General features: G+C 74.4%; 1 protein-coding gene and 1 pseudogene. Both read right to left on the bottom strand.

Annotated elements, in window-relative coordinates; genetic code table 11:
* Positions 1 to 13 precede the first annotated feature (13 nt).
* A complete protein-coding gene (locus ACZ7FF_RS43020) occupies positions 14 to 913 on the bottom strand; it encodes a N5-glutamine methyltransferase family protein (RefSeq protein WP_470819954.1) in 900 nt (299 codons plus the stop codon).
* Positions 914 to 1,184: 271 nt separating this feature from the next.
* Positions 1,185 to 13,106: pseudogene (locus tag ACZ7FF_RS43015) on the bottom strand (type I polyketide synthase); the annotation flags it as partial.
* Between the last annotated feature and the right edge of the window lie 9 nt (positions 13,107 to 13,115).

Genomic DNA, 13,115 nt, shown 5'->3' with positions numbered 1-13,115 from the left:
CCCTAGAGGCGGCCTATGCCGGGCTGTCGGTGGAGCGAGCGGGGCCGCTGCGGGTGGCCCGGGCGTACAGCGGGTGTCCCACGTAGGCGTCGGGGTGGTCGGTCACCTCTTCGAAGCGCCCGTCGGCGCGCAGCAGGGCCGGCACGGTCTCGGCGTGCAGGGGCCCGTGCTCGATGACGAGCGTGCCGCCCGGGCGCAGCAGTCGCGCCGCCGTCTCCACGACGTGCCGGGTGACGCGCAGGCCGTCGGGGCCGCCGAAGACCGCGTTCCGGGGCTGGTGCACGGCGAACTCGGCCGGCACGGGGGCCTCGTCGGGGGTGTACGGCGGCGAGGACAGCACGAGGTCCACGGCGCCGTCGAGGTCGGCGAGGGTCCCCGGTACGGTCACGTCGGCCTGGTGCAGCACGACGGGCGTGTCGCCGAGTGCGGTGCGCCGCGCGCTGTTGCGGCGGGCGTAGTCGAGGGCGGCCGGGTCGAGTTCCACGGCGTGCACGGTGGCGCCGGGGGTGTGGTGCGCGACGGCGAGCGCGAACGCCGCCGAGCCCGCGCAGAGGTCGACCACGAGCGGGGCGGTGATGTCCGCCGTCGCCTTCAGGCCGGCCGCGAGGGTCGCCTCGCTCACGATCATGGGTACGAACACCCCGGGACCGACCTCCACCTCGATGCCCGCGAGGGCGGCCCGGCCGATGAGGTATCCGAGCGGAACCCCCTCGGCTCGCCTGCCGACGAGGGCGTGGAACCGCGCGGCCGACTCCTCGTCCGGCTCGACGTCGGCCGGCAGGCCGGCCGGCGGTGCCCCGAAGGTGTGTGCCGCCAGCGCCTCCGCCTCCGGCCGCGGCGCCATCACCGCGCCCGACCGGCGCAGCCGCTCCACGGCGTCCTCGACATGTGCGTTGTGCGTCTTCCGCTCCACAAGTGCCACCCTCCCCTGTCTCATTGTTGCCCTGTGTGCGTGGGTCACCATGCACCCGGAATGTCTAGGCGAGACCCGAGACTTTTCCGGAACACACCGGGCACGGGCGCCGGTTGGGCGTGCGGCGGGGTGGCCGAAAGCCGACCGCCGACCGTGCGGTCGGGGGCTGCGCGGGGGCGGCCGACGGCACCATGAGCGATCCCGGAACACGAAAACCCCCGGTGCGCCGGTGCTTTCGGCATCCCCCGCGCACCGGAGGCCTTCGCGGCGATCAGTTCGCCTGGGCCGCGCCCGGCTCGTCGTACCGCCCGAGCCACTCCTCCACGATCCCGGCCGTCCTCGCGGAGTCCTCACGGACCATCGAGAGGTGGTCGGCGTCGACGACGCGTTCGTCGGCACCGGCGACGAGCGGCTGCCGGCGGCGCGGGGCGTCCTGCCGCTCGATGGGCGCGCGGTCCACGCCGACGAGCGACCTCTCGCAGGTGACCAGCAGGACGGGAGCCGTCGTGTGCTGGACGTCCAGCTGGTTGAGCAGGACCATCCAGCGGCCCATCGCGGACAGCCGCGAGTTGGTCAGCCGCACCGGCGAGGTCTCCGCTCCCGCGTCCGCGCCGGCGGCGCCGCCTGCGGCGAAATTGAGCCGCATCATACCGTTGTAGTCGACGCCCTCCCCCGCGTCGTGCCGGAAGCTGAAGGTGTCCAGCAGGACGACACCGGCGGGCCTGATCCCCCAGGTGTGCTCCAGCAGCCCGGCCGCCGCGTAGGCGAAGGAGCCGCCGGAGGAGTGGCCGAGGAGGACGAAGGGCCGGCCTTCGCTGGCCCGCAGGGCACTCTCGGCGATGGTGCGGGTGGCGACCTCCGGGTTGGCGGGGAGCCGCTCGCCCGTCGCGAAACCGACCAGGGGCAGCGCCGACACGTCACGGCGGCCGCGGAAGTGCGCGGCGAACCGGGCGTACTGGTGGATGCCCGCGTTGGCGGTGGGTGCGCTGACGCAGATCAGCCTCGGGCCCAGGTCTCCTTCGGCGAGGTTCGCGGCCCAGGGCAGGTCCTCCAGTTCGGCGGTCGCCTCGAAGCTGGGCCGCAGCGCCGCCACGGTCGCCAGCATGCGCTGGGCCTCGGCCACCTTGCCGTTCCTAAGGGCATCGGTGAACAGGCGTTCCAGCGAGTCCAGTTCCGGTCCGCCGGAGGGTGCCAGGAGGGCGCTGCCCGGCTCGCCGTCGGGGTCGGGCTGCCGGGTGGCGAGTTCGCCGCGCAGCCAGGCGGCCAGGTCGGCGGGCGTCTTGTTGTCGAAGACGACCGTCGCGGGGAGCCTGAGGCCGGTGACGGCGGACAGCTTGTTGCGCAGTTCGACCGCCGTGAGCGAGTCGAAGCCGAGCTCGTAGAAGTCCCGGTCCGCCTCCACCTCGGTGGCCGTGGCGTGGCCGAGGACCGTGGCGGCCTCGGTGCGCACGACGTCGGTGAGGAAGCGCATCCGGTCCTTCTCGGGCAGTTCCAGCAGACGCCGGGTGAAGGTGACGGTCACGTCCGCGCCGCCCGCCTCGTTCACGGCCGTCCGCCGGGCCGTCCGCACCAGCCCCCGGAAGAGCGGCGGTACCTCGCCCTGCGGCCGCATCGCCCCGCCCGCGAGGCCGATGGGGATGACGAGCGGTTCGGCGGAGCCGATGGCGGCCTCGAACAGTCCGAGGCCCTGCTCGATGGAGAGCGGGGGCATGCCACCGGACTGCATGCGCCGCATGTCGGTGTCGCTCAGCTCGCTCGTCATGCCGTCGTCCTGGACCCACGGACCCCAGGCGAGCGAGGTACCGGCGAGGCCGAGGGAGGTGCGGTGGTCGGCGAGCGTGTCGAGGAAGGAGTTGGCCGCCGCGTAGTTGCCCTGGCCGGGGCTGCCCATGACGCCGGCGATGGACGAGAAGGTGAGGAACGCCGCCAGGCCGAGGTCGCGGGTGAGGTGGTGCAGGTTCCAGGCCGCGTCGACCTTGGGCCGCAGCACGTCCGAGAGGCGCTCGGGGGTGAGGGAGGTGACGACGCCGTCGTCGAGGACACCGGCGGTGTGCACGACGGCGGTGAGCGGGTGCTCCGCGGGGATCCCCGTAAGCAGCGCCGCGGTGGCTTCCCGGTCGGCCGTGTCACAGGCGACGACGGTCGCGCTCGCCCCCAACTCCGCCAGTTCGGAGACCAGTTCGCCCGCTCCGGGCGCTGCCGGGCCGCGCCGGCTGGTGAGCAGCAGACGGCGCGCGCCACGGATCGCGAGGCGCCGGGCCAGGTGGCGGCCCAGCGCGCCGGTGCCACCGGTGATCAGCACGGTGCCGTCCGGGTTCCACACCGGCGGCATGGTGAGCACGACGCCCTCGGCGGTCCCGCGCTCGCCCAGGGCGGTGCGGGCGTGCCGGATGTCGTACGACGTCACGGCCGTGGCACCGGCGGACACCGCCTGTTGCCAGGTCCGGTCGGCCGGCAGCGGGGCGAGCTGCCGCTCGTCCAGGACGGCGAGCGGGCCGAGCGGCACCGGCTCCAGACCGGTCACCCGGTCACCGGGGCGCACCGCGCGCACGCCGGGGCCGGTCTCGGTGACCGTGCCCGCGACGCGGCCGAGCGGCACCGGGCCCTCCTCGGCGACCGGTCCGGCCGCGCGTACGGCGAGCCGTACCTGTCCGGCGGCGAGGGGCCGGGCCGTCTCCGGGAAGGGGGCGAGCCACAGGCCGTCCTCGTCGGTGTCGTCGGTGCGCTCCAGGCGCCACGGCACACCGGCCGGCGGCAGCAGGCTCGGTCCCGTGAGCAGGCGGGCCAGCCGGCCCACCCGGACGACTCCCTCGCGGACGAGGAACTGGGCCTCGCCCTCGGCGAGCGGTCCTGCGAGCCGCGCGAGGGCCGCGGTGACGTCCTCGTCCCGCTCGACGTCGAGCAGGACGAACCGTTCCGGGTGCTCGGAGTTGGCCGAGCGCACCAGGCCCCAGGCGGCGCCGCCCGCGAGGTCGCGCAGCGCTTCCGAGTCTGCGCGCACGGCTCCCCTCGTCACGAACACCAGCCGCGATCCCGCGAACCGCTGCTCGCCGAGCCATTCCTGGACCAGACCGAGGACCCGGGCCGTCAGCGCGTGCACGACGGCGGGCACGCCACCGGCATCCGGGCCGAGGGCTTCACCGGAGCCCCGCCCGGAAACCCCACCGGCATCCGCGCCCGCGGCCTCACCGGTGTCCGGGCCGGTCCCGTCGTCGGCGTGCGCCGCGGGCAGGGAGACGACGACCAGGTCCGGGACGTCGGACCCCGCCGAGGCCAGTGCGGTGAGGGACGGCGTCGAGGCGCCCACCCCGAAGTCGTCCGCGCCGAGGGCCACGCAGCTCATCGGCTCGGCCTCGCCGCCCGTCTCGGCCGGGATCCACTCCAGGCGGAACAGCGGATCCCGCCCCGCCTGACGGGCCGCCGCCTCCAGCGGCGCCGCGAGTCGGAGCGACCGCACCGACAGGACGGGCGCGCCCTCGGCGTCCACCGCGGTGAGGGACACCGTGTCGTCGCCGCGCCGGAGCAGCCGTACCCGCAGGACGGAGGCGCCGCTCGCGTGCAGCGACACACCGCTCCACCGCAGGGGCTGCCACTGCCGGCCCTCCTCGCCGACCCCGAGCAGCGTGGTGGCGTGCAGTGCGGCGTCCAGCAGGGCCGGGTGCAGCCCGAACCAGCGGGCGTCCTCGGCGATGTCGGCGGGCAGCGCCACCTCGGCGAGGAGCTCGTCGCCGCGCAGCCAGGCGGCCCGCAGCCCCTGGAAGGCAGGGCCGTGCCCGGACGCCTGGTGGAAGCCGTCCAGGTCCAGGCCGTCGGCGCCCGCGGGCGGCCAGACCAGCGCGTCGAACGGGGCGGCGACCGGCCCGTCCAACTCGTCCAGCTCTTCGGGCTCTTCCGGCGTCAGCGTGCCGGTGGCGCAGCGGGTCCACGGTTCGTCGGGGGCGGCGTCGGCGGACCTGGCGTACCAGTCCACCGTACGGGCCCCGGTGTCGTCGGGGGCGCCGGTCCACATCTGGACGACCGGCTCCTGCCCGCCGCCGAGCGGGAGCGGTGCGGTCAGGGTGAGGTCGGCGACGTGGGCGCAGCCGGTCTGGTCGGCGGCGCGGACGGCCAGTTCCAGGAAGGCGGTCGCCGGCACGTGCGGGGTGCCGTTCACACGGTGGTCGAGCAGCCACGGGTGGACCCTGAGGGAGAGCCGGCTGGTGAACAGCAGCCCGTCGGAGCCGGCCAGCGGGACCGCGGCGCCGAGCAGCGGGTGCTCGGCCGGCAGCAGCCCGGCGGAGGTCACGTCACCGGACAGCGGTGCGGGTCGCGGCCAGTAGCGGTCGTGCTGGAAGGCGTACGTCGGCAGACCGACAAGGCGGGCGCCCGTGCCGTCGAACAGCCGGGGCCAGTCGACGCGCACGCCGCTCACGTGGAGCCGCGCCAGCGCGGTGACCAGCGCGTGCTCCTCGGAGTCAGGCCCCCGCAGCGCCGGTACGACCACACGGTGCCCGTCGTCGTCTCCGTCGAGACCCTGCTGGGCCAGGGCGGCGAGGACGCCGTCCGGGCCGATCTCCAGGAAGGCCGACGCACCGGCCTCGCGCAACGCCCTGACGCCGTCGGCGAAGCGGACGGTCCGGCGGACGTGCCGCACCCAGTACTCGGGGTCGCACACCAGCTCGGCGGTGGCGGTCCCGCCGGTGACGTTCGAGACGAGCGGGATCCTCGGCTCCGCGAACGACAGTCGGGTCACGACGTCCCGGAAGCCGTCCAGCATCGGCTCCATCAGCGGGGAGTGGAAGGCGTGCGACACACGCAGCCGGGACGTCTTGCGGCCCTGGCCGGCGAACTTCCGCCCGATCCTGAGCACGTCCGCCTCGTCACCGGCCAGGACGACCGACTCGGGCCCGTTGACGGCGGCGACGGCGACCGTGTCCGGGAGCCCGGCGGCGGCTTGCGCCTCGGTGGCCTGGACGGCGAGCATCGCCCCGCCTTCGGGGAGCGCCTGCATGAGGCGGCCGCGGGCGGCGACCAGCGTGCAGGCGTCCTCCAGGGAGAGCACCCCGGCCACGTGCGCCGCGGCCACCTCGCCGACGGAGTGCCCGGCCACGGCGTCGGGCCGCACACCGAGGGACTCTACGAGCCGGAACAGCGCGACCTCGACCGCGAACAGCCCGGTCTGCGCCCACACCGTCCGGTCGGCGCGCTCCGCGTCGTCGCCCCAGACGACCTCCCGCAGCGGCTGTTCGAGGTGCCGGTCGAGGTGTCCGCACACCTCGTCGAAGGCCTGCGCGAACACCGGGAAGCGCTCGTACAGCGCGCGGCCCATGCCCAGCCGCTGCGAGCCCTGGCCGGAGAAGAGGAAGGCCGTACCGTGGCCCGCGGCCTCACCGCGGGCGACCTCGGTGCCGTCGACGAGTACGGCCCGGTGCGCGAGGACGGACCGGCCGGCCGCCAGGGAGTGGCCCACGTCCAGGGCGGAGTGCCCGGCCGCGGACGTGATCCGCTCCAACTGGGCGTCGAGGGCCGCCGGGGTCCTGCCGGACACCACCCACGGCACCACCGCGGGCACCACGGGCGTCTCGGCGGGGGCGGGTTCGGCCGGTGGGGCCTGCTCGATGATCGCGTGCGCGTTCGTCCCGCTGATGCCGAAGGAGGACACGCCCGCCCGCCAGGGCCGGTCCACCTCGGGCCAGGGCCGGGCCTCGGTCAGCAGGGACACCGCCCCGGCCGTCCAGTCGACGTGCGAGGACGGCTCGTCGATGTGCAGCGACTTCGGCAGCACGCCGTGCCGCAGCGCCAGCACCGTCTTGATGACACCGGCGACACCGGCGGCGGCCTGGGTGTGGCCGATGTTGGACTTCAGCGAGCCGAGCAGCAGCGGGCGCTCCGGATCGCGGTCGCGGCCGTACGTCGCCAGCAGCGCCTGCGCCTCGATCGGGTCGCCGAGCGCGGTGCCCGTGCCGTGGCCCTCGACGGCGTCCACGTCGGCGGGCGCGAGTCCGGCGGCGGCCAGGGCCTGCCGGATGACCCGCTGCTGGGACGGCCCGTTGGGGGCGGTGATGCCGTTCGAGGCGCCGTCCTGGTTGACCGCGGAGCCGCGGACGACGGCGAGGACCTCGTGGCCGTTGCGGCGGGCGTCCGAGAGCCGTTCGAGTACGAGGACGCCGACGCCCTCCGACCAGTTGGTGCCGTCGGCGGCGTCCGAGTAGGCCTTGCACCGCCCGTCGGAGGCCAGTCCGCCCTGGACGGTGAAGCCCGCGAAGCTGACCGGGGTGGTCATGACGGTCACACCGGCCGCGAGCGCGAGGGAGCACTCGTCGTTGCGCAGGGCCTGTGCGGCCCAGTGCAGCGCCACCAGCGACGACGAACAGGCGGTGTCGAGGGTGACGGCCGGGCCCTCCAGGCCCAGGGTGTAGGAGACCCGGCCCGACATGACACTGCTGGCGAGCCCGGTTCCCGCGTGGCCGCCGATGTCCTCGCGGGAGTTCATCATCAGCGTCGCGTAGTCGAGGCCGTTCGTGCCGACGAAGACGCCGGTCCGGCTGCCCTGCAGCGTGTCCGGGGCGATGCCGGCGCCCTCGATCGCCTCCCAGGAGGTTTCGAGGAGCAGGCGCTGCTGGGGGTCCATGGCCAGGGCCTCGCGGGGCGAGATCCCGAAGAAGGCGGCGTCGAAGTCGGCCACTCCGGGGACGAACCCGCCCTCCAGGGTGGCGCTGCGGCCCTGCCCGAACTGGTCGCCGGTGCGCAGGGTCCTCAGGTCCCAGCCGCGGTCCTCGGGGAACGCGGCGATGCCGTCACCGCCCTCGCGGAGCAGCCGCCACAGGTCCTGCGGAGAGCGGACCTCGCCGGGGAGCCGGCAGGCCATGCCGACGATGGCGACCGGGTCGTCCGCCATCGGGGCGCCCACGGTGGCGGGGGTGCGCACGCCGTCCTCCGGCCGCTCGTGGAGCAGTTCCGCGAGCAGGTGCCCGGCGAGGACGGTGGCGGTCGGGTAGTCGTAGACGGAGGTGGCCGGAACCTTGAGACCGGTGGCGAGATCCAGTCGGCCCGCGAGTTCGACCGCGGTCAGCGAGTCGAACCCGAGGTCGCGGAACTTCCGTTCGGCCGCCACGGCCTCCTTGCCGGTGTGCCCGAGGACGGCCGCCACATGGGTCCGCACCAGGTCGGTGACGAACGGCAGACGGTCGCCGGCGGGCAGGCCCCGCAGCCTCCGCCCGAGCCCGGAGGCCTCCGAGGCGAACTCCTCACGAGTGGCCAGCGCGTCCCGGATCGCCTCGCGGGCGGCGGGCAGCTCCTTGAACAGCGGGTTGCCGCGCAGCCCGACGAGCGTGTCCAGCACCTGCGGCTGCCGCAGGTCGAGCAGGACCAGCGCGGGAGCGGGCCGGGTGACGGCCTGCCGCAGGGCCGCGAGGGCCAGTTCGGGATGGACGACGGGCGCCGTGGCGCGGTGCGCCGCAGCGGCCCCGGAGCCGGCTTCCGTCTCGGCGGCGTCGGCCGTGTCCTCGTCCCACCATGCACCCCAGGACAGCGAGGTCGCCGGGAGCCCCTGGGACCGGCGGTGGTGGGCGAGGGCGTCGAGCACCGCACCGGCGGCCGCCACGGTGGCCCGGCCAGGTCCGCCCGCGGCCCCGGCCACGGAGGAGAACAGCACGAAGGCCGACAGATCGAGATCGCGGGTCAGTTCGTGCAGATGCAGGGCGGAGGCCGCCTTCGCCCGGTGCACGGCGTCGAACCGCTCGGGCGTCAGCTCGTCCAGCACCCCGTCGTCGACGACTCCGGCGGCATGCACCACGGCTCTGAGCGGCGCGTCCTTGGGAACACCGGCCAGCACCTCGGCCAGCGCGACCCGATCGGCCACGTCACAGGCCACGACCTCCGCGACCGCTCCCAACTCGGCCAACTCGGCGATGAGTTCATCAGCACCGGGCGCCTCGGGCCCTCGTCGGCCGACGAGGAGCAGGCGTCGTACGCCCGCGCCCGCCAGCCAGCGGGCCACCCGGGAGCCCCGGCCGCCGGTCCCGCCGGTGACGAGCACGGTGCCGCGCGCCTCCGGCGCGTCCGCCGCACCCGGCTGCCATCCGGCGTCGAGCACACCGGCGGGAGCGGGCACCAGCCTCCGCCCGTACGCGGCGGACGCCCGCACCGCGACCTGGTCCTCCCCGTCGAGCCCGGCCAGGACCGTCGCGAACCGCCGCGCCGACCGCCGGTCGATCGTCTCGGGAAGATCGATCACACCGCCCCAGCGCTGCGGGTGCTCCAGCGCCGCCACGCGCCCGAGCCCCCACACACCTGCCTGGGCCGGCACGGACAGCGCCTCGGAAGCGCCGACCGCCACCGCACCGCGCGTCACACACCACAGCGGCGCGGTCACACCGGCGTCCCCCAGGGCCTGGAAGAGAGCGGCGGTCGCCGTGACGGCGCGCTCCGCGTCCAGCGCGAGGAGCGACACGACTCCCGCGAACGGGACTCCGGGGTCGGGAAGTTCGCGAAGCTGCCGGGCGAACTCGGCACGCTCCACCGACGGCCCGGTGTTCAGGCAGAGGGTGTCGGGACCGATGGCGTCGATGACGGCCGTGGTCCACTCCTCGGCCGAGCCGGCCGCGGGCGCGACGACGAGCCAGCGTCCGGCCGGGCCGCCGTTCGCGGTGCGGGACAGCGGCTGCCACGACTCCTGGAAGCGCAGCGCGTCGAGCTGCGACTGGTCACGCCGGTGCCGCCGCCAGGACGCCAGCGCAGGCAGCACAGCCCCGAGAGCGGTGCTGTCCACCTCCAGGTCCGAAGCGAGGGCGGCCAGGTCCTCGCCCTCGACGGCCGCCCAGAAGTCCGCGTCGGCGAGCTCCCCCGCCGGAGCGCCCGCGGCCGCCGAGCCGGTCTGCGGCCAGTAGCGGTCGCGCTGGAAGGCGTACGTCGGCAGGTCGACGCGCCGGGCGCCCGTACGGTCGAAGAGCCGGGCCCAGTCGACCCGCACGCCACGGACATGCAGCCGCGCCAGCCCGGAGACGAGCGCCCCCTCCTCCGTTCGGTCCTTCCGCAGCGCGGGAACGGCGACCGACGTCTCGTCCAGGCAGGCCGACGCCAGGGCCGTGAGGACACCATCGGGGCCGAGCTCCAGGAAGGCCGAGGCCCCGGCCTCGCCCAACGCCCTTACCCCGTCGGCGAAGCGGACCGTCTCACGCACGTGCCGCACCCAGTACCCCGGGTCGCACACCGAGTCGGCAGCCGCCACCCCACCCGTGACATTGGAGACGAGCGGGATCTCCGGCGCGGAGAAGGACAGCCCTGCCACGACCGCACTGAAGTCGCCCAGCATCGGGTCCATCAACGGCGAGTGGAAAGCGTGTGACACCCGCAGCGGTGTCGTCCTTCGTCCCAGCCCTTCGAAGTGGACACGGATCGCCTCGACGGCGTCCCGGGCGCCGGAAACCACCACGGACGAGGGGCCGTTGACTGCAGCGAGGGACACCAACTCGTCGAGCAGCGGCCGCACTTCGTCCTCTGTGGCTTCGACGGCGAGCATCGCGCCGCCCTCGGGCAGCGCCTGCATCAGCCGGCCCCGGGCAGCCACCAACGCGCAGGCGTCCTCCAGCGAGAACACCCCCGCCACATGCGCGGCGGTGACCTCGCCGATCGAGTGCCCCGCCACGAACTCCGGCCGCACACCCAGGGATTCGACCAGCCGGAACAGCGCCACCTCCACCGCGAACAACCCCGCCTGCGCATAGGCGGTCTGGTTCAGCAGCTCCTCGTCCTCGCCCCACACGACGTCCCGGACCGACCGGTCCATGTGCGGGTCCAGCCCCGCACACACCGCGTCGAACGCCTCCGCGAACACCGGGAAACGTGCATGGAGTTCGCGGCCCATGCCCAACCGCTGCGACCCCTGCCCCGAGAACAGCACGGCCAACGACCGCTCGACCGCCACACCCCGCGCGATCTCGGCGCCCTCCACCAGTACCGCCCGGTGCTCCAAGGTTCCCCTACCGGCGGCCGCGAGGGAGAAGGCAAGGTCGAGCGGACGGATGCCGTCGAGCGAGGTGACGCGCTCGACCTGGGCGTCCAGCGCCGTCTCGGACCTGCCGGACACGGTGCAGGGCAGCACGGCGGGCGTCAGGTCCGGCTGGTCGTCGCCGGACTCGACCGGCGGGGCCTGCTCGATGATGGTGTGCGCGTTGGTGCCGCTGATGCCGAACGCCGACACGGCGGCGCGGCGCGGCCGGTCGGCCTGCGGCCACGGCATCGCCTCGGTGAGCAGTCGTACGTCACCGGCGGACCAGTCGACGTGGGTGGAGGGTTCGTCCACGTGCAGGGTGCGGGGCAGCACCCCGTGCCGCATCGCCATCACCATCTTGATCACACCGGCGACACCGGCGGCGGCCTGCGTGTGACCGATGTTGGACTTCAGCGAGCCGAGCAGCAGTGGATGCTCCGCGTCGCGCTCCCTGCCGTACGTCGCCAGCAGGGCCTGCGCCTCGATCGGGTCGCCGAGTGTAGTGCCCGTGCCGTGGCCCTCGACGGCGTCCACCTCCGCCGGTGACAGTCCGGCGTTCGCGAGTGCCTGGCGGATCACGCGCTGCTGGGAGGGGCCGTTGGGGGCGGTGAGCCCGTTGCTGGCACCGTCCTGGTTGATCGCCGAACCCCGTAGGACGGCCAGCACCTGGTGCCCGTTGCGCCGCGCGTCCGAAAGCCGTTCGAGTACGACGACGCCGACGCCCTCCGACCAGCCGGTGCCGTCGGCCGCGTCCGCGTACGCCTTGCACCGCCCGTCCGTCGCCAGACCACCCTGCCGGGTGAAGCCCGGAAAGCCGAGGGAGGACGACATGACGGTCACACCACCGGCGAGGGCGAGCGTGCACTCGCCGCTGCGCAGCGACTGGGCGGCCAGGTGCATGGCCACGAGGGAGGAGGAGCAGGCCGTGTCGACGGTCACCGCCGGGCCCTCCAGGCCGAAGGTGTACGAGACACGGCCGGACACCACGCTCGCCGCCAGACCGGTGCTGGCGTGGCCCTCGATGTCCTCACGCGAGTTCATCACGAGCGTCAGGTAGTCCTGGCCACCGGTGCCGACGAACACACCGGTCGCGCTGCCGCGCAGCGATGTCGGGTCGATCGCCGCGCGCTCGATCGCCTCCCAGGAGGTTTCGAGGAGGAGCCGCTGCTGCGGGTCCATGGCCAGCGCCTCACGCGGCGAGATCCCAAAGAAGCCCGCGTCGAACTCGCCGACTCCGTGCAGGAATCCGCCCTTGGCCGTGGCGCTCCGGCCGCGCCCGTCCGGGCCACGGCCTCCGCCCAGCAGGGCGTCCAGGTCCCAGCCCCGGTCGGTCGGGAAGTCGGAGATCCCCTCCCGGCCCTCCGTGACGAGCGCCCACAGATCCTCGGGAGAGTCGATGCCGCCGGGCAGCCGGCAGGCCATGCCCACGATGACGACCGGGTCGTCCGCCGCACCCGCGACCACGGCGGTCGGCAGGTGGACGTCACCGCTCTCGTCGAGCAGCTCGGTGACGAGGTGCTGGGCGAGGACCATCGGGGTCGGGTGGTCGAAGACAAGAGTCGCGGGCAGCCGCAGGCCCGTGACCGCGGTCAGCCTGTTGCGCAGCTCCAGCGCGGTGAGGGAGTCGATGCCGAGGTCGTTGAAGTCGCGGTCCGCGTGGATGCTCTGGGCGGAGGCGTGGCCGAGGACCGCGGCGGCCTCGGTACGCACCATCTCCACGACGAGACGAACGCGCTCGGCCTCGCTCAGGTCCCACAGCCGTGCCGCGAGTGCGGCCGCTGTACCGGCGCCGCTCGCGGTCGTCGCGGCCATGCGCCGACCCCCACGGACCAGCCCACGGAACATGGTGGGAACCTCACCGCGCATACGGGGCGAGGCAAATGTGGAGAGCCTGCCGAGGGGGACCAGGTGGGGCTCGTCGAGGGTGGTCGCGGTGTCGAGGAGCGCCAGCCCCTGTTCGACGCTGAGCGGCGGGATGCCCGAGGAGGCGATCCGCTTGCGCTCGGCCTCGGACAACGTCGCCGTCATACCGGCCGTGGGCGCCCACGCGCCCCAGGCCAGCGACTGCGCAGCCAGACCCAGCGAACGACGGTGCAGGGCCAGGGCGTCCAGATAGACGTTGGCCGCCGCATAGTTACCCTGACCCGCCGAACCCATCACACCCGAGATCGACGAGAACAACACGAACGCCCTCACGTCCATGTCCCGCGTCAACTCGTGCAAATACCAAGC

This window comes from Streptomyces sp. NPDC037126 (assembly GCF_055605965.1).
Note: the sequence above shows the minus strand (reverse complement) of the source record. Positions and strands in the feature narration are given on the sequence as shown.